Raw genomic sequence first — 17,467 nt, 5'->3', positions numbered from 1 at the left:
TGGTGTCTTTCTTCCTGACACCATGATAGTACCAGACTTGGCCGGAAAAGTGTTGTCCAAATTGAAACGAAATTATGAAAAAATCATGAATAGCTGGAATTATCTCCGACGGCCCTTATAGCCGCCCCCACGGCGGGGACCGGTGTAGCCATACCGACGACGACCGCCCCGGCGCATGGGCCGGATGAAGATCAGGTACACCACCAGAGCCAGAATGAGCACCACGGCCAGGATGACCAGCAGTTTCACCCACCACAGGGCCCAGGTGTCCGAGATGACCTTCATGGTGTACTGGAAGTCCGAGCGGGCCACGTCATCGGTGGCCACCATGTCCAGAGAGCCGTAGTTGATGCCGTTGTAGACCAGGGAGACGCTGCCCACCACTTGTCCCTTGTGGATGGGGGCCTCCAGACTCTCGGGCAAGTCCATTTTCAGCTCTGCCTTGGCGGGGTCGTACTCGGGCACGGTGGCTTCGATGGAGCCCACGGGCTGGACCAACACGTGACCGGTGTCGGCAGACAGGGTGACGGGGACCTCCCGGATGACGTTCTCTGAGGTCTCACTGAGCAGCGTGGTGCGGGTGAAGTTGTCAAAGGCCCACTCCAGCAGGCGAGAGCTCTCGCTGAAGGAGTAGAAGTGCCAGTTGCCCGACTCGTCCTGGGCGTATTCCGAGCCCAGCACCACGCAGTAGAAGGTGCGGCCCTGCTCGTCGGTGGCGGCGGAGGCCAGACAGCGGCCTGCCTCTTCGGTGTACCCGGTCTTGATGCCGATGGCCTTGGAGTAGGTCACGCCGGACACATACCAGTTGCTAATCAGGGCGTTGGTGCTGTGGAGAATCCGGGGCTCCGAGACCTTGTTGGTGGGCTCCAGGGTGTAGGTGGGGGTGGAGACGATTTCGCGGAAAATCTCGTACTCCATAGCGGCGGAAGCCATGAGGTAGATGTCATAGGCGGTGGTATAGTGGTCGGGGTCGTGGAGACCGTGGGGGTTGGCAAAGTGGGTGCCTGTCATGCCCAGGTCTTCCGCAGTCTCATTCATGCGCTCCACAAAGGCCTCTTCCGAGCCGCACAGGGCTTCGGCCAGAATGTTACAGGCCTCATTGCCCGACGGCACCAGATCGCAGTACAGCAGCTGCTCGATGGTGAGCACTTCGCCCTCCACAATGCCGGCGGTGGAGCTGCCCTCGGGCAGGGTCACCGCCTCCTTGGAGGCTGTTACCTGGGTCTCCAGGGTGAGCTCTCCGGCGTCAATGGCCCGGAGGACCACCAGGGTGGTCATGATCTTGGTGACCGAGGCGGGGTAGCGTTTTTCGTAGGCGTTGTAGTCATACAAGACCTCGTTGTTGTCCCCGTCCACCACAATGGCGGCGGTGCAGTGGGGCTGCGGGTCGTCCAGAGCGAAGGCGGCAGGCAGACACAGAGAGAGTGTGAGAACAAGAGCTGTGGCCAGAGCCGCAGCGCGACGAATGTATTTTTTCATAGGATTCTCCAATCATCTATGTTATAATGTGGGGGCAGACGATGGGCTAAGCCCTGCTGCAGCAGAAATACTATAGCAGAAATCGGACGAAAACGCAACCAAAGCCACGGGAAAAAAGAGGAGGTTCCGGCATGAAGTACATAGGCCGTATCCTTTGCCTGGTGCTGTGCGGGATGCTCCTGGCCACGGTGTCCATCTGGCTGGTGCGACAGGGGCGCATCGAGACCTTGGAGCTGCGCCCAGGCCCCCAGTCCGGGGTGGAATTTGCCGGACTGGACCGGGGAAAAGTGAACATCAATCTGGCCACCCGGGAGCAGCTGGAGGAGTTGCCCGGCATCGGTCCGGCGCTGGCCACAGCCATCGTGCGCTACCGGGATATCCACGGCCCCTTTGAGTACCCGGAGCACCTCATTGAGGTGCCGGGCATCAGCGAGAAGATGATGGAGACCCTGTTGGATTTGATTGCGGTGTAATAGAGGGAGGGAATGACATGCCCAAGATACTGGTGGTGGACGACGAGCGTCTGCTGGTGAAGGGTATTAAATTTAACTTGGAAAATGAAGGATATGAAGTGGAGACGGGCAGTGACGGGGAAGAGGCGGTGGAGCTGGCCCGGACCGGACGGTTTGACCTGATTATTTTGGATTTGATGATGCCCAAAATCGACGGCTTGCAGGCGTGCATGAAGATACGGGAGTTCTCCAATGTGCCCATCATCATGCTCACCGCCAAGGGCGAGGATGCGGACAAGATTATGGGCTTTGAGTGCGGCGCCGACGACTACATCACCAAGCCTTTTAACATTCTGGAGGTAAAAGCCCGGATTCGGGCCCTGCTGCGCCGGGCTGGCACCTCCACCCAGCAGAAAAAGCACACCAACTGCCTGGTCCACGGGGCTATCACCCTGGATTTGGACCAGCGGGTGGCCCGTCGGGACGGACATCCGGTGGAGCTCACCGCCAAGGAGTTTGACCTCATGGAGCTGCTCATGCGCAATCCCGGCCGGGTGTACAGCCGGGAAAACCTCCTGAATGTGGTGTGGGGCTACGAGTACGTGGGAGAGTTTCGCACCGTGGACGTGCACATCCGCCGTCTGCGGGAGAAGCTGGAGCCCGACCCCGCCAACCCCACCCACATCCTCACCAAGTGGGGCGTGGGCTACTATCTGAGCAGTGAGTGCCCATGAGACAGGTGTTCAAGCAGTGGCGGCAGCGGGCCCGCCGGGAGAATCGGGAGGTCAAGGCGGGAGAGGTACCCTTCTTCCACAGCCTACAGGGCAAGTATGTGGCCACCTATCTGCTGTTGGTGGTGGCCATTGTGCTGGTGCTCAACACCTACCCTTTGATTATGGCCCAGAACATGGTGTTTTCAGCCAAGGAGGCCTCGCTGAAGCGGCAGGCCCTGGCCATCGGCAGCGCCCTGGCGGTGTCAGAGGTGCTCACCGAGGACGGCGTGGCCCAGGCCATGGAGCTGCTGGACGACATGCAGGGCACCCGGGTGCTGGTGACCAACGAGTCCGGACTCATCCTCTATGACAGCTCCACCCTGGAAAAGCGCACCGGAGACTACGCCATCACCGCCGAGGTGGTCAAGGCCCTGCGGGGGGAGGACGTGTGCCGGTCCGAGTATCGGCAGGGGGCGTTCCGCACCCGTGTGGCCGTCCCGACAGTGTACCGTGGTGTCACCCTGGGGGCGGTGTACCTCTATGAATACGACACGGAACAGGCGGAGGTGCTGCTGTCCATCCAGTCCACCCTGCGGTACATCTCCGTGGTGATCTGTGTGGTGGCCCTGGTGGCTGCCCTCATTCTGTCCAAAGCACTCACCCGCAATACCTCCCGGCTGCTGGGTGGTATCCGCTCGGTGCGGGAGGGCGAGTACAACCACCGCATCGAGGTCAAGGGCAAGGACGAGATGGCCCAGCTGGCCATGGAGTTCAACGAGCTCACCGACCGCTTGCAGACCATTGAGGAGGTGCGGCGGCGGTTTGTCTCGGATGCCTCCCACGAGCTAAAAACCCCCTTGGCCTCCATTCGTCTGCTGGCCGACTCCATCTTGCAAAATAGCTCGGTGGACATGGAGACGGTGCGGGAGTTTGTCTCCGACATCGGGGAGGAGGCCGACCGCCTCACCCGCATCAGCCAGCGCCTGCTGGCCCTCAGCCGCCTGGACGCCCGACTCCAGCGGGAGCGGGTGCCGGTAGACGTGGGCCAGGTGGTGGAAAAGGTGGGGCACATGCTGTTGCCCCTGGCCCATTCTGCCCAGGTGGAGCTGCGGTATCAGCTCCAGCCCCACTGTATGGTGCTGGCCACCCAGGACGACCTGTACCAGGTGGCCTTTAATCTGATGGAAAACGCCGTGAAGTACAATCAGCCCGGGGGCTCTGTCACCGTAGAGGTGGCCCGGGAGGAATACTGGATTACCCTGACGGTGCAGGACACCGGAGTGGGCATCCCGGAGGAGGACCTGCTGCGGGTGTTCGACCGCTTCTACCGGGTGGACAAGGCCCGGTCCAGAGAGGCGGGGGGCACGGGCTTGGGTCTGTCCATCGCCCGGGACACCGCCCGCCTCCACGGCGGCGATATCATGGCCCAGCGGGGCCCGGACGGGGTGGGAGCCCGGTTCACCGCCCGATTCCCCCGCATTGTAGAGGAAGGGGGAGAGGAGCTATGAGAGGGCGCAGAGTATGGGCGCTGACCCTGGGTTCGGCGCTGCTGGCCTCCCTGATGGGGTGCGGTGGCCACCAGAGCCAGAGCGGCCTCAGCCTGTGGTACACCGCCGATTTGGACCAATGGGACAACGCCACCACCGCCCTGGAGTCCGTTCCGTACACCGGGGAACAGACGGTGCCCGCCCTCATGGAGGCCCTGCTGGAGGGGCCAGGGGAGGACAGCAAGCTGGTCTCTCCCTTCCCCCAGGGCACCGATTTGCAGCAGTGGCAGCAGGACGGGAAGCGGGTGACCGTGGATTTGTCCTGGCCCTATGGAGACCTGGTGGGCATTGAGCTGACCATGGCCGACTACTGCATCACCCTCACCCTCACCCAGCTGGAGGGGGTGGAGGAGGTGTGCATCACCGCCAACGGCAGCCAGCTGCCCTACCGGGACCGACAGGTCTTCACCGCGGAAGATGTGATGTTTACCGGGGCGGAGGAGGAGCCGGTGGAAGTGACCGCCGCCCTCCACTTCAAGAGGAAGGACAGCCAGGAGCTGGGCTTTGAGTTCCGAGTGTTCCGCCTCATAGAGAGCGACTCGGTGGCCCAGGTGGTGGTGGAAGCCCTCATTGCCGGGCCCCAGGACGAGGGGCTGGAGCGGATTCTGCCCGCTGACCTCAAGGTGCTCTCCGCCCGCCAGGAGGGCAGGGTGTGCTATGTGGACCTGTCCGGGGTGTTTTTGGAACAGGTTCCCCAGGAGGAGTGGCAGCAGCAGCTGGTCCTTGACTCCCTGGTCAACACCCTGTGCAGCCTGGAAAATGTGGAGCAGGTCCAGATTTTGGTGGAGGGGCAGCCGCTGGAGTGGTACGGCGATATTTTGGTCACTCAGCCCACCCCGTCCAGCCAGCCCTCCCCAGACCCCAGTTGAGTTGACAGGGTTACTTCACTATGCTAAAATAACAAAGATTACCCTACCGTTTAGAAAGGAAGCGTTCCCATGAAATTTGATACCAGCTGTCTCCACGCCGGATATCGGCCCGGAAACGGAGAACCCCGCAACATTCCCATCATCCAGTCCACCACGTTCCGTTATGAGACCAGCGAGGACATGGGAAAGCTGTTTGATTTACAGGCCTCCGGGTATTTCTACACCCGGCTGCAAAACCCCACCAATGATGCCGTGGCCGCCCGCCTGTGTGAGCTGGAGGGAGGCTCTGCTGCCATGCTCCTGTCCTCGGGCCAGGCTGCCTCCTTCTTCTCTGTGTTCAACATCGCCTCCGCTGGCGACCACGTGGTGTCCTCTGCCACCATCTACGGCGGTACCTATAACCTGTTTGCAGTGACCATGAAGCGCATGGGCATCGACTTCACCTTCGTGGACCCCGACTGCTCCGAGGAGGAGCTCCAGGCCGCCTTCCGCCCCAACACCAAGGCCGTGTTTGGCGAGACCATCGCCAACCCCTCTCTGGTGGTGCTGGACATTGAGAAGTTCGCCCGGGTGGCCCACAAAAACGGGGTGCCCCTCATTGTGGACAACACCTTCGCCACCCCCGCCAACTGCCACCCCTTTGAGTTTGGCGCTGACATTGTCACCCACTCCACCACCAAGTACCTGGACGGCCACGCCAACGCCGTGGGCGGCGCCATTGTGGACTCGGGCAACTTCAACTGGGAGGCCTACGCCGACAAGTTCCCCGGCCTCACCACCCCCGATGAGAGCTACCACGGGCTGGTGTACACCCAGGCCTTCGGCCAGGGCGGCGCTTACATCACCAAGTGCGTGGTGCAGCTGATGCGGGACCTGGGCGCCACCCCCGCCCCCATGAACTCCTACCTGCTGGGCATGGGCATGGAGACCCTGCCTCTGCGCATGGCCAAGCACTGCGCCAATGCCCAGGGCATTGCCGAGTACCTGTCCAACCACGAGAAGGTGGAGTGGGTGCGCTATGTGGGCCTGCCCGGTGACCCCTACTATGCTCTGGGCCAGAAGTACCTGCCCCACGGCAGCTGCGGCGTGGTGTCCTTTGGCGTCAAGGGTGGACGGGCTGCGGCCGAGAAGTTTATGGCCGGGCTGAAGCTGTGCTCCATCGCTACCCATGTGGCAGATGCTAAAACCTGCGTGCTCCACCCTGCTTCCTCCACCCACCGTCAGATGAACGACGAGGAGCTGGTGGCCGCTGGAGTGTCCCCCGACCTGATCCGGCTGTCCGTGGGCATTGAGGACCTCAGCGACCTCATCGCCGATGTGGAGCAGGCTCTGGCGGGCGTATAACGAGAGAAAGGAACGTGATTCCCATGGCAGAAAAGATTCAGGCAGTGGTTTTGGCAGCGGGTAAGGGCACCCGGCTGCAAACCGAGGGCATCGACCTGCCCAAGGTACTGCGGGAGGCGGATGGAAAGCCTCTGCTGCACTATGTATTGAAGTCTCTGAACTTCCTCCCCAAGGAGGACACCATTCTGGTGGTGGGGTGGATGGGGGATAAGGTGCGCGCCCGGTTCCCCGAGTATCCCAGCGTGGAGCAGGAGGTGCTCAACGGCACCGGCGGCGCGGTGCGCTACGCCGCTCCGCTGCTCACCGACCCGGACAGCCACGTGCTCATCTGCTGTGGGGACACCCCTCTGATGCGCCGTGAGACCTTTGAGAGCCTCATCCGCACCCATCTGGAAAGCGGCTGCGCCTGCACCATGCTCTCCGCCCACCTGGAGGAGGGCGGCAACTATGGCCGTATCCTGCGCAACCCCGATGGTACCTTTGCCGCCATTGTGGAGGCCAAGGACTGCACCCCCGAGCAGGCCGCCATCACCGAGGTGAACGTGGCCACCTATGTCTTCCGGGTGGGAGATCTGCTGGCCTGGCTGGACAAACTCACCACCGACAACGCCCAGGGCGAGTATTACCTCACCGACGTGCCCGCCCTCATCGCCCAGGCTGGGGGCAAGGTGGCTCTGTGTGACACCTGCTCTCCCCTGGAGATGCTGGGCGTCAACACCGTGGAGCAGCTGCAGCAGGTGGAAGACGTGCTGCGCAAGGGCTGGTAAATGTTATTTCGAGAAAATGCTTGCATTTTCTCGAAGGGGATGCAGCCCGCTGCATGCATAATTGGGTCAAAGGACGACCCAATTCCACACTGGCGGGCTCCAGAAGTGTATTTTCCCATGCGCATGTCCTGGGAAAATACGAGATTTCAATTGATTTTCCCGCCTGCGGGCGGGAAAACTCTGCCGAGGGCTTTTGTCCGTTGATATGGACGTTGGCTTTCTTGAGAGCTTGCAACAGACGCCGTCATCACAGGACGGCGTCTGTTTTTCTATCCCCACAGAAAGTCCTATAAACGGGACTTTGTTTGTGGTATACTATTCCAAAAAAGGAGGGAAGACTATGCCAAAGGGGACCAATCAGAAGCGAAAATTGATGGTTTTGGCCCGCTTTTTGCAAAAGCACAGCGACGAGGAGCACCCTCTCACCCTGGGCCAGCTCCAGGAGGAGCTGGAGCGGTGGAACGCCCCCGCCGAGCGCAAGAGCATCTACGACGACATGGAGCAGCTGCGGCAGCTGGGGTTGGACGTGCAGACCCGGCGAGGAGTGGGCGGCGGCTGGTTCATTGGACAGCGGGACTTTGAGCTGGCGGAGCTGAAGCTGTTGGTGGATGCGGTGCAGTCCAGCCGTTTTCTCACCCAGAAAAAGAGCAGCGCCCTCATTGGCAAGCTGGAGTCTTTGGCCTCCGTCCACCAGGCCCGGCAGCTCCAGCGCCAGGTGTATGTGGACCGGCGCATCAAGACCATGAACGAGAGCATTTTTTACAATGTGGACCGCCTCCACGGGGCCATCGGGGCCAATCGGGTGATCTCCTTTCACTATTTTGAGATGAATATGAACAAGGAACGGGTATTCCGCCGGGGCGGGGCGGAGTATCAGGTGACCCCCTACGGCCTCATTTGGGACAATGAGAACTACTATCTGGCCGGGTGGGACCATGACCGGGAGGAGGTGCGCCACTACCGGGTGGACAAGATGACGGACATCACCCTCACCGACCAGCGGGGCCGGGACCGGGGCAGCTGGGACCTGGAGGGGTACACCCGCCGCCACTTCGGCATGTATGCCGGACGGCCCTGCCAGCTGCGGCTGCGGTGTGCGGCGCCCCTGGCTGGAGTGTTTTTGGATCGATTTGGACAGGATATCATGCTGGTGCCCCAGGATGAGGAGCATTTTACCGTTACGCTGGACCTGGTGGTGAGCCCGCCCTTCTGGGGCTGGTTGTTCGGGCTGGGGGCGCAGGTGGAGGTGCTCTCGCCCGCCTGGGCGGTGGAGGAGTTCCGGCAGCGCCTGGACCAGGTGCAGGACGTCTACGACACGGCAAAAACCCAGGAGGCATAAGCCCAAAAATTCGGAGGGTTTGACAGGGGAAATAACCGGGAACCTCTTGAGAAAACCAGACTAGAATGGTATAATATAGCGATTAATGCCTAAAGCAGAGAAAGGATGCATGAATATGAACTACCGCGAGGAATTCATTCACTTTATGGTGCGCTCTGGCGTGTTGACCTTTGGCGATTTCGTCACCAAGTCTGGCCGTAAGACCCCCTATTTCGTCAACACCGGCAACTACAAGACCGGCGCTCAGGCCGCCCGACTGGGCGACTACTATGCCGCCTGCATTCAGGAGCACATGCCCGAGGGTATCACCGCCCTCTTTGGCCCCGCCTATAAGGGCATTCCTCTGGCGGTCACCGCTGCCGCCTCTCTGTACCGCAACTATGACCGGGACCTGCCCTACTGCTTCAACCGCAAGGAGGCCAAGGACCACGGTGAGGGCGGCTCCATGGTGGGCTACAAGCCCCAGGACGGGGACCACATCGCCATCATCGAGGACGTGGTCACCGCCGGTACCGCCGTGCGGGAGTCCATCGAGCTGTTCAAGCATGTGGCCGATGTGCACATCGACGCCCTGTTCGTCTCCGTGGACCGTATGGAGCGGGGTACCCGGGAGTGCACCACCCTGGACGAGCTGCGGGAGGACTACGGCATTCAGGTCTACCCCATCGTCACCATCCGGGACGTGATGGAGTGCCTGCACAACAAGCCTGTGGACGGCAAGGTGTACATTGACGACGCCATGCTGGCCCGCATGGAGGAGTACCTGGCCACCTACGGGGCCAAGGGCTAATGGGCGTGGCGGACTCCAGTTCCAAAAAGAAACCCGGCGGCGTGCACCAAGGGCACCGTCAACGGGTGAAACAGGAATTCATGGCCCGTGGTCTGGCAGGGATGCCAGACCATCGGGCCTTGGAGTTGTTACTCTTTTTCTCCATCCCCCAGGGGGATGTGAACCCGCTGGCCCATGAGCTGGTGGAACAGTTCGGCTCTCTGGCCGGGGTGTTCAACGCCACCCGGGAGCAGCTGCTGGCGGTGAAGGGGATAGGGGAGAATACTGCCACCCTCATCCAGCTCATGCCTGCCCTGGCGGGGCGATATTTGGAGGAGCGCTCCAGCTTTGAGGGGCAGCTCACCGACAGCTGGCACTTCAAAGAGTTACTGATGCCCCTGTTTTTCGGGGCCCGCAACGAGATGGTGTACGTGGTGTGTATGGACGGGAAACAGAAGCTCATCTCCTACCGCAAGCTGGGGGAGGGCGTGCCCGACCAGGTGGAGGTCACCGGGCGACAGGTGGTGGAGGCGGCGCTGGCCTGCGGAGCCACCCGGGTGGCCCTGGCCCACAACCACGTCTCGGGCATTGCCATGTGCTCGGCCCAGGACGTGCACACCACCAAGTACCTGGCCCAGCTGCTGCGGCAGGTGGGCGTATGCCTGGTGGACCATTTTGTCATCGCTGAGGACGAGATGGTGTCCATGCGGGAATCTGGCTATTTGACCGTTTGAGTGTGAAAGGGAAGAGGTGGAAGGATGAATCGGTTTGAAGTGGTATCGGAATACACCCCCAGCGGGGACCAGCCCCAGGCCATAGCGGCTCTGGCTCAGGGCATTGAAAACGGCTTGGACGAACAGACCCTGTTGGGCGTCACCGGTTCAGGCAAGACCTTCACCATGGCCAAGGTCATCGAGGCGGTGCAGCGACCCACCCTGGTGCTGGCCCACAATAAGATTCTGGCCGCCCAGCTGTGTGCCGAGTTCAAGGAGTTCTTCCCCAACAACGCCGTGGAGTACTTTGTCTCCTACTACGACTACTACCAGCCGGAGGCCTACATTCCCCACACCGATACCTTCATTGAGAAGGACTCGGCCATCAACGAGGAAATTGACCGCCTGCGCCTGTCCGCCACCGCTTCCCTGTTGGAGCGGCGGGACGTCATCGTGGTGTCCTCCGTGTCCTGCATCTACGGCCTGGGCGAGCCGGAGGACTTTGCCAGCATGATGGTCTCCCTGCGGGTGGGGATGGAGATTCCCATCCCGGAGCTGTTGAAGCGGCTGGTGTCCATTCGATACGAGCGCAACGACATCGCCTTCGAGCGAAACATGTTCCGGGTCCGGGGGGACACGGTGGAGATCTGGCCCGCCTACTGGAAGGACACTGCTCTGCGGGTGGAGTTCTTCGGGGATGAGATCGACCGCATCAGTGAGGTCAACGCCCTCACTGGATCGGTGATTCGGCGGCTGAACAATATCCCCGTGTGGCCCGCCACCCACTACGTCACCCCCAAAGAGAAGATGGACGCCGCCATCCAGGAGATCTATAAGGAACTGGAGGAGCGGGTGGCCCAGTTTGAGGCGGAGGGCAAGCTCATCGAGGCCCAGCGCATCAAGCAGCGCACTATGTACGACATTGAGATGATGCAGGAGATTGGGTACTGCTCGGGCATTGAGAACTACTCCCGGGTCATTGAGGGCCGCCCGGTGGGCTCCCCGCCCCACACCCTGCTGGACTATTTTCCCAAGGATTTTGTGCTCTTCATTGACGAGAGCCACGTGACCCTGCCCCAGGTGCGGGCCATGTACAACGGCGACCGGGCCCGGAAGACCTCCCTGGTGGACTACGGCTTCCGGCTGCCCTGCGCCTACGACAACCGCCCTTTGAAGTTTGACGAGTTTGAAACACGGCTCAACCAGGTGGTGTACGTTTCCGCCACCCCCGGCGAGTACGAACGCACCCGGTCCGGGCAGGTGGTGGAGCAGGTTATCCGGCCCACGGGGCTGTTGGACCCCCTGGTGGAGGTGCGGCCCATCGAGGGACAGATGGACGACCTCATCGGGGAGATCAACCAGCGCACTCAGAAGAGCGAGCGGGTGCTGGTGACCACTCTGACCAAGAAAATGGCGGAGACCCTCACCGACTACCTGAAAGGGGCGGGCATCCGGGTGCGGTATATGCACCACGACATCGACACCCTGGAGCGCACCGAGATCATCCGGGACCTGCGCCTGGGCGAGTTCGACGTGCTGGTGGGCATCAACCTGCTGCGAGAGGGCCTGGACCTGCCCGAGGTGTCCCTGGTAGCCATTTTGGATGCGGACAAGGAGGGCTTCCTGCGCTCCGAGACCGCCCTCATCCAGACCATTGGCCGGGCTGCCCGAAATGCCCAGGGCCAGGTGATCATGTACGCCGATACGGTGACGCCCTCCATGGCTCGGGCCATCGCCGAGACGGAGCGCCGCCGCTCCATCCAGGACGCCTACAATCAGGAGCACGGCATTGTGCCCAAGACGGTGCACAAGTCGGTGCGGGAACTGATGACGGTGGCCCAGGAGGGCGAGGAGACCGCCAAGCGCTCCCGCAAGCTGACCGACAGCGAGCGCAAGGCCACCATCGCCCGCCTGGAAAAGGAAATGAAAGAGGCGGCCCGCATGTTGGAGTTCGAGCTGGCGGCTCAGCTGCGTGATCAGATTATTCGTCTCAAAGAGAAGGACTGAATCAATACCATGGCAAAGAAAAAAGAGGAAAAAACCAACGTCATGCGGGTCCTGGAACAGAAAAAGGTGCCCTATCAGGGCCACACCTATCCCCACGACGGGGAGACCGCCCCGGATGGGGTGAGTGTGGCGCGGAGTTTAGGCCAGGACCCTGCCTGCGTGTTCAAAACCCTGGTGACCCGTGGGGCCTCCGGGGGATATTATGTGTTTGACATCCCGGTGGCCGCCACGTTGGACTTGAAGAAGGCGGCCAAGGCGGTGGGGGAGAAGTCGGTGGCCATGCTGCCCAGCCGTGAACTGCTGCCCCTCACGGGCTATGTCCACGGCGGCTGTTCTCCGGTGGGGATGAAAAAGCAGTTCCCCACCGTGTTCCATCAAAGCTGCCTGGACCAGGACACCATCTACGTGTCCGCCGGGAAGATCGGCTTTCAGGTGGAGGTGGCACCCCAGGCTATTTTGGACCTGGTGCGAGCCACCACGGCCGACGTGATTGTGGAAGAATAGGGGAGTACAACTATGAACATGGTAACCTTAGGTAACACCGGACTGAAGGTGTCCGCCATCTCCTTTGGCGGCATCCCCATCCAGCGCTCCGACGCCGCCAACACCATGGCGGTGGTGGACGAGCTGGAGAAGTTCGGCATCAATTTCATCGACACCGCCCGGGGCTACACGGTATCTGAGGAATATCTGGGTGCTGCCCTGAAGGGCCGCCGGGACAAGTTCATCCTGGCCACCAAGTCTATGTCCCGCAGCCGTGAGGCCATGGAGAAGGACATTGGCATCAGCCTGGGCAACCTTCAGACCGACTATATCGACCTGTACCAGATTCACAACCTGCCCTTGAAGGACTTTGACCGGGTCTTTGGCCCCGACGGGGCCTATGAGGCCCTGGCCCAGGCCAAGGCAGAGGGGAAAATCCGCCACATTGGAGCCACCGCTCACTCCCTGGAAGCCCTGCGCCTGCTGGTGGAAGAGCACGCCCACCAGATTGAGACGGTGATGTTCCCCTATAACATCGTGGAGATGCAGGGCCACGAGGTGCTGGCCCTGGCCCGGGAAAAGGGCATTGGCACCATCGCCATGAAGCCCATGGCGGGGGGCAACCTGGACGACTGGAACCTGGCCCTGCGCTTCATCGCCGTCTCTGGGGTCATGGACGTGTCCATCCCCGGTATGGGCAGCGTGGAGGAGGTGCAGCGCAACGCCCAGGTGGATTTGTCCGCCCCCTTGACCCAGGAGGAGCTGGAGGAATGCCAGCGCATCCGGGCCGAGCTGGGCACTCACTTCTGCCGCCGCTGCGGCTACTGCGCCCCCTGCACGGTGGGCATCAACATTCCCTCTCAGTTCCTCATGGCCAACTACGCCCGGCGTTACGGCCTGGTGGACTGGGCCGTGGAGCGGTACATGGTTCTGGACCATCACGCTGGGGAGTGCGTGGGGTGTGGAGCCTGCGAGACCCGTTGCCCCTACGAGCTGCCCATCCGGGAAATGCTCCGTGACGTGGCAAAGGAATTTGGCTGCTGAACCCAGCCCAACACTTGAAGGAGATCCAATATGATCGACCGTATTCTCATTAAGGGCGCCCGAGAGAACAACCTGAAAAACATTGACGTGGAGATTCCCCGGGACAAGCTGGTGGTGCTCACTGGCCTGTCCGGGTCGGGTAAATCCTCCCTGGCCTTTGAGACTCTGTACGCCGAGGGCCAGCGCCGCTATGTGGAGTCCCTGTCCTCCTACGCCCGCATGTTCCTGGGCCAGATGGAGAAGCCGGATGTGGACTACATCGAGGGCCTGTCTCCCGCCATCTCCATCGACCAGAAGACCACCTCCAAAAATCCCCGGTCCACCGTGGGCACGGTGACGGAGATTTATGACTATCTGCGTCTGCTGTGGGCCCGGGTGGGCACCCCCCACTGCCCCAAGTGCGGCAAGGAGATTCACCAGCAGACCATTGACCAGATCATCGACCAGGTGATGGCCCTGCCCATGGGCACTCGGCTCCAGGTGCTGGCCCCCGTCATCCGGGGCAAGAAGGGCGAACACGCCAAGGTGCTGGAGGACGCCCGCCGTTCCGGCTACGTCCGGGTGCGCATTGATGGTGCCCTCTACGACCTGTCCGAAGAGATCAAGCTGGAGAAGAACAAAAAGCACAACATTGAGATCGTGGTGGACCGCCTGGTCATCCGGGAGGACATCACCCGCCGCCTCACTGACTCGGTGGAGACGGCAGCGGGGCTGTCCGGCGGCGTGGTGCTCATCAACCTGGTGCAGGAGGACGAGGACCTGGTGTTCTCCCAGAACTACGCCTGTGAGGACTGCGGCATCTCCATTGAAGAGCTCACCCCCCGCATGTTCTCCTTCAACAATCCCTTCGGCGCCTGCCCCACCTGTACCGGCCTGGGGGCTCAGCTGAAGGTGGACCCGGACCTCATCATCCCCAACCGCAGTCTGTCCATTCTGGAGGGGGCCATCTCCGCCTCCGGGTGGAACAACATCAAGTCGGACGGCATTTCCCGGATGTACTTTGAGGCCCTGGCCGCCAAATACCACTTCAACCTCACCGACCCCATTGAAAAGCTCACCCCCGAGGTGCTCGACATCATTCTGTACGGCACCAAGGGAGAAAAGCTCACCATTCACTACGACCAGCCCCGGGGCAAGGGAGTTCTGTACCAGCCCTTTGAGGGAATTGTCAACAACCTGGAACGCCGCTATAAGGAGACCCAGTCGGACGCCATGAAGCGGGAGATCGAGGAGTGCATGAGCGAGTCCCCCTGTCCCGACTGCCACGGAAAGCGGCTGCGCCCCGAGTCTCTGGCGGTGACAGTGGGCGGCATCTCCATCCACCAGTTCTGTGAGATGCCGGTGGACGAGGCCCTGGCCTTCCTGGACACCATCACCCTCACCGAGACCCAGATGATGATTGCCGACCGCATTTTGCGGGAGATTCGGGAGCGGCTGGGCTTTTTGAAGAGCGTGGGTCTGCAATATTTGACCCTGAGCCGTCAGGCGGGCACCCTGTCCGGCGGTGAGAGCCAGCGCATCCGTCTGGCCACCCAGATCGGCTCCTCCCTCATGGGGGTGCTGTATATTCTGGACGAGCCCTCCATCGGCCTGCATCAGCGGGACAACGACCTGCTGCTGGGCACTTTGAAGCACCTGCGGGACCTGGGCAACACCCTCATTGTGGTGGAGCACGACGAGGACACCATGCGAGCCGCCGACTATATCATCGACATTGGCCCCGGAGCGGGCGTCCACGGCGGCCAGGTGGTGGCTTGCGGCACCGCCGAAGAGGTGATGAACACCCCTGGCTCCATCACGGGCGACTATCTGTCCGGCCGGAAGAAAGTGCCCATTCCCGAACACCGCCGGGAGGGCAACGGCAAGGTGCTGCGGGTGCTGGGCGCTGCCGAGCACAACCTGCGCCACATCAACGTGGACTTCCCCCTGGGCACCTTCATTGCGGTCACCGGCGTGTCCGGCTCGGGCAAGTCCTCTCTGGTCAACGAGATTTTGTACAAGCGGCTGGGAGCGGAGCTCAACCGCACCAAGGCCCGGCCGGGCAAGCACGACGGCATCGAGGGCATTGAGTTTTTGGATAAGGTCATTGACATTGACCAGTCCCCCATTGGACGCACCCCTCGCTCCAACCCCGCCACCTATACCGGATTGTTTGGAGATATCCGGGACCTGTTCGCCTCCACCCCCGACGCCAAGAGCCGGGGCTATGGGCCCGGCCGCTTCTCCTTCAACGTCCGGGGCGGCCGATGCGAGGCCTGTGCTGGCGATGGCTTGTTGAAGATTGAAATGCACTTTTTGCCCGACATCTATGTGCCCTGTGAGGTGTGTAAGGGCAAGCGGTACAACCGGGAGACCCTGGAGGTGCGCTACAAGGGCAAGAACATCCACGAGGTGCTGGAGATGACGGTGGAGGAGGCCCTGGGCTTCTTTGAGAACCTGCCCCGGCTGAAAAACAAGCTCCAGACCCTCATGGACGTGGGGCTGGGTTATGTCAAGCTGGGTCAGCCCTCTACCACCCTGTCCGGCGGTGAGGCCCAGCGGGTGAAGCTGGCCACGGAGCTTGCCAAGCGGTCCACCGGGTCTACCATCTATATCCTGGACGAGCCCACCACCGGCCTGCACACCGCCGACGTGCACCAGTTGGTGGAGGTGCTCCAGCGGCTGGTGGAGGCGGGCAACACCGTGGTGGTCATCGAGCACAATCTGGATGTCATCAAGACCGCCGACTACCTCATCGACCTGGGCCCCGAAGGGGGCGCCGGGGGCGGCACGGTGGTGTGCTGTGGCACCCCCGAACAGGTGGCCCAGTGCCCGGAGAGCTACACGGGCCGCTACCTGAAAAAGATTTTGGAAGAAAACAAAGGAGAATAAGAGAATGGATTTGATGCAATGGCTCACCACCGATCTGAACGGAGAGTTCATCCTCACGCTGTTGGTGTCTATGCTTCCCGTGGTGGAGCTGCGAGGGGGAATTCCCTTCGGCGTGGCGGCGGGACTGCCGGTTTGGGCGGCGTACCTGGCGGCGGTGATCGGAAACCTGCTCCCCGTCCCCTTCATTGTGGTGTATATCCAGCGTATTTTTATGTTCATGCGCCAGAATATGCCCCGACTCAACAGCGTGGTGGATAAGATGGAGCAGAAGGCCCACCTGAAAAGCGCCTCGGTGCTGAAGTATCAGTATCTGGGCCTGGCTATCTTCGTGGCCATCCCCCTGCCAGGCACCGGAGCCTGGACCGGGGCCCTGGTGGCCGCCTTCCTGGACATGCGCCTGAAAAAGGCCCTGCCCTCCATCGCCGGGGGCGTGCTGTCCGCCGGCCTTATCATCAGCATTCTCTCCTACGGCGTGAAGAGCCTCTTTTAAGGAACGCTTTCTGTGACCACCTCCAACCTTTGGGCATAGAATGCCACAAAGGTGGTGGATGGTCATGGGAATGTATTTGGCCTTTACGGTGCTGGGACTGTTGGCGGCCTTTGGGCTGCTGGCCCTGTGCTGGCTCCTTCTGGGGCGGCTGTTGCTCCCGATCCCTCTGAACCTCACCGTCTCCCTGACCGGACACGGGGACGGGGAGGGGCTGGAGCAGGGGGTGCGGGCGCTGCACTGGCTGCGCCGCACTGGACTGTGGCAGGGCGACATCCGCATCGTGGACGGAGGGCTGTCGCCCCGTGGTCTGGCTGTGGCCCGGCGGCTGGTGGAGGACTGCCACGCACAACTACACATCTAAGATTCTCAAAAATGCAAGCATTTTTTCGAGTGGATGCAGCCCGCTGCATGCATCATCGGGTCAAAGGACGACCCGATGCCACACTGGCGGGCTGAGAAGTGTTTTTTTCGATGCGCATGTCCCCGAAAAAAACGGATTTTAATTTATTTTCCCATCTTCGGATGGGAAAACTCTGCCGAGGGCTTTTTTCAAACACAAGACGCTCTGACTTTCTTGCAT

The 17,467-nt window shown here is 61.4% G+C and carries 16 protein-coding genes; 15 read left to right on the top strand and 1 reads right to left on the bottom strand.

Annotated elements, in window-relative coordinates:
• Window positions 1-99 precede the first annotated feature (99 nt).
• The gene (locus tag B5F12_RS04605; protein ID WP_087230996.1) at window positions 100-1,479 is read right to left on the bottom strand and encodes a D-alanyl-D-alanine carboxypeptidase family protein; all 1,380 of its coding nucleotides are present in this window, start codon (window positions 1,477-1,479) and stop codon (window positions 100-102) included.
• Between the two features lie 131 nt (window positions 1,480-1,610).
• On the opposite strand from B5F12_RS04605, the gene B5F12_RS04600 reads away from it, so the two are divergent.
• The 15 genes from B5F12_RS04600 to B5F12_RS04530 all read left to right on the top strand — a co-directional run bounded on the left by B5F12_RS04600 (window position 1,611) and on the right by B5F12_RS04530 (window position 17,248).
• A complete protein-coding gene (locus tag B5F12_RS04600) occupies window positions 1,611-1,952 on the top strand; it encodes a helix-hairpin-helix domain-containing protein (RefSeq protein WP_087230993.1) in 342 nt (113 codons plus the stop codon).
• A gap of 17 nt (window positions 1,953-1,969) precedes the next feature.
• Window positions 1,970-2,665, top strand: coding sequence for a response regulator transcription factor (locus tag B5F12_RS04595; protein WP_087230990.1), 696 nt, complete (start codon window positions 1,970-1,972; stop codon window positions 2,663-2,665).
• Window positions 2,662-4,152: a HAMP domain-containing sensor histidine kinase gene (locus B5F12_RS04590; protein WP_087230987.1), complete on the top strand. Its 1,491-nt coding sequence runs from the start codon at window positions 2,662-2,664 to the stop codon at window positions 4,150-4,152. Before B5F12_RS04595 ends, B5F12_RS04590 begins: the two co-directional genes overlap by 4 nt.
• Complete coding sequence (locus B5F12_RS04585) at window positions 4,149-5,060, top strand: GerMN domain-containing protein (RefSeq protein WP_087230984.1); 912 nt, start codon at window positions 4,149-4,151, stop codon at window positions 5,058-5,060. Before B5F12_RS04590 ends, B5F12_RS04585 begins: the two co-directional genes overlap by 4 nt.
• A 69-nt stretch (window positions 5,061-5,129) precedes the next feature.
• Window positions 5,130-6,404 carry an O-acetylhomoserine aminocarboxypropyltransferase/cysteine synthase family protein gene (locus tag B5F12_RS04580; protein ID WP_087230981.1) on the top strand — a complete coding sequence of 425 codons (1,275 nt, stop codon included), beginning with the start codon at window positions 5,130-5,132 and terminating at the stop codon, window positions 6,402-6,404.
• Window positions 6,405-6,427: 23 nt separating this feature from the next.
• The gene (locus B5F12_RS04575; RefSeq protein ID WP_087230978.1) at window positions 6,428-7,171 is read left to right on the top strand and encodes an NTP transferase domain-containing protein; all 744 of its coding nucleotides are present in this window, start codon (window positions 6,428-6,430) and stop codon (window positions 7,169-7,171) included.
• 340 nt (window positions 7,172-7,511) lie between these two features.
• Window positions 7,512-8,510, top strand: coding sequence for a WYL domain-containing protein (locus tag B5F12_RS04570; protein WP_087230975.1), 999 nt, complete (start codon window positions 7,512-7,514; stop codon window positions 8,508-8,510).
• A gap of 115 nt (window positions 8,511-8,625) precedes the next feature.
• Entirely contained in the window at window positions 8,626-9,300 is a 675-nt protein-coding gene (gene pyrE, locus B5F12_RS04565) for an orotate phosphoribosyltransferase (protein ID WP_087230972.1), read from the top strand.
• Between the two features lie 65 nt (window positions 9,301-9,365).
• Window positions 9,366-10,013 (top strand): JAB domain-containing protein, encoded by a 648-nt coding sequence (locus B5F12_RS04560; protein ID WP_242954891.1) that lies wholly within the window; start codon window positions 9,366-9,368, stop codon window positions 10,011-10,013.
• Window positions 10,014-10,037: 24 nt separating this feature from the next.
• On the top strand, window positions 10,038-11,999 hold the full coding sequence (uvrB, locus tag B5F12_RS04555) for an excinuclease ABC subunit UvrB (protein ID WP_087230966.1): 1,962 nt from the start codon (window positions 10,038-10,040) through the stop codon (window positions 11,997-11,999).
• Between the two features lie 9 nt (window positions 12,000-12,008).
• The gene (gene ybaK, locus B5F12_RS04550) at window positions 12,009-12,503 is read left to right on the top strand and encodes a Cys-tRNA(Pro) deacylase (RefSeq protein ID WP_087230963.1); all 495 of its coding nucleotides are present in this window, start codon (window positions 12,009-12,011) and stop codon (window positions 12,501-12,503) included.
• A gap of 12 nt (window positions 12,504-12,515) precedes the next feature.
• The gene (locus tag B5F12_RS04545) at window positions 12,516-13,526 is read left to right on the top strand and encodes an aldo/keto reductase (protein WP_087230960.1); all 1,011 of its coding nucleotides are present in this window, start codon (window positions 12,516-12,518) and stop codon (window positions 13,524-13,526) included.
• A 30-nt stretch (window positions 13,527-13,556) separates the two neighbouring features.
• Complete coding sequence (gene uvrA, locus B5F12_RS04540) at window positions 13,557-16,397, top strand: excinuclease ABC subunit UvrA (RefSeq protein WP_087230957.1); 2,841 nt, start codon at window positions 13,557-13,559, stop codon at window positions 16,395-16,397.
• A gap of 4 nt (window positions 16,398-16,401) precedes the next feature.
• Entirely contained in the window at window positions 16,402-16,887 is a 486-nt protein-coding gene (locus B5F12_RS04535) for a small multi-drug export protein (protein WP_343286310.1), read from the top strand.
• 64 nt (window positions 16,888-16,951) lie between these two features.
• Window positions 16,952-17,248 carry a hypothetical protein gene (locus B5F12_RS04530; RefSeq protein WP_087230954.1) on the top strand — a complete coding sequence of 99 codons (297 nt, stop codon included), beginning with the start codon at window positions 16,952-16,954 and terminating at the stop codon, window positions 17,246-17,248.
• The last annotated feature ends 219 nt before the right edge of the window (window positions 17,249-17,467 follow it).

Origin of the sequence: Pseudoflavonifractor sp. An176 (assembly GCF_002160435.1) — a bacterium.
In the GTDB taxonomy this organism is placed as follows: Bacteria; Bacillota; Clostridia; order Oscillospirales; family Oscillospiraceae; genus Enterenecus; species Enterenecus faecium.
This window is presented reverse-complemented; position numbering and strand designations above follow the sequence as displayed.

Bases quoted from the DNA above. Each gene is read 5' to 3' on its own strand.
- B5F12_RS04585 (WP_087230984.1), top strand. From the start codon at position 4,149: ATGAGAGGGCGCAGAGTATGGGCGCTGACCCTGGGTTCGGCGCTGCTG.
- B5F12_RS04605 (WP_087230996.1), bottom strand. From the start codon at position 1,479: ATGAAAAAATACATTCGTCGCGCTGCGGCTCTGGCCACAGCTCTTGTT.
- pyrE (WP_087230972.1), top strand. From the start codon at position 8,626: ATGAACTACCGCGAGGAATTCATTCACTTTATGGTGCGCTCTGGCGTG.
- uvrA (WP_087230957.1), top strand. From the start codon at position 13,557: ATGATCGACCGTATTCTCATTAAGGGCGCCCGAGAGAACAACCTGAAA.
- uvrB (WP_087230966.1), top strand. From the start codon at position 10,038: ATGAATCGGTTTGAAGTGGTATCGGAATACACCCCCAGCGGGGACCAG.
- B5F12_RS04570 (WP_087230975.1), top strand. From the start codon at position 7,512: ATGCCAAAGGGGACCAATCAGAAGCGAAAATTGATGGTTTTGGCCCGC.
- B5F12_RS04600 (WP_087230993.1), top strand. From the start codon at position 1,611: ATGAAGTACATAGGCCGTATCCTTTGCCTGGTGCTGTGCGGGATGCTC.
- B5F12_RS04590 (WP_087230987.1), top strand. From the start codon at position 2,662: ATGAGACAGGTGTTCAAGCAGTGGCGGCAGCGGGCCCGCCGGGAGAAT.
- B5F12_RS04530 (WP_087230954.1), top strand. From the start codon at position 16,952: ATGGGAATGTATTTGGCCTTTACGGTGCTGGGACTGTTGGCGGCCTTT.
- ybaK (WP_087230963.1), top strand. From the start codon at position 12,009: ATGGCAAAGAAAAAAGAGGAAAAAACCAACGTCATGCGGGTCCTGGAA.
- B5F12_RS04545 (WP_087230960.1), top strand. From the start codon at position 12,516: ATGAACATGGTAACCTTAGGTAACACCGGACTGAAGGTGTCCGCCATC.
- B5F12_RS04535 (WP_343286310.1), top strand. From the start codon at position 16,402: ATGGATTTGATGCAATGGCTCACCACCGATCTGAACGGAGAGTTCATC.
- B5F12_RS04580 (WP_087230981.1), top strand. From the start codon at position 5,130: ATGAAATTTGATACCAGCTGTCTCCACGCCGGATATCGGCCCGGAAAC.
- B5F12_RS04595 (WP_087230990.1), top strand. From the start codon at position 1,970: ATGCCCAAGATACTGGTGGTGGACGACGAGCGTCTGCTGGTGAAGGGT.
- B5F12_RS04575 (WP_087230978.1), top strand. From the start codon at position 6,428: ATGGCAGAAAAGATTCAGGCAGTGGTTTTGGCAGCGGGTAAGGGCACC.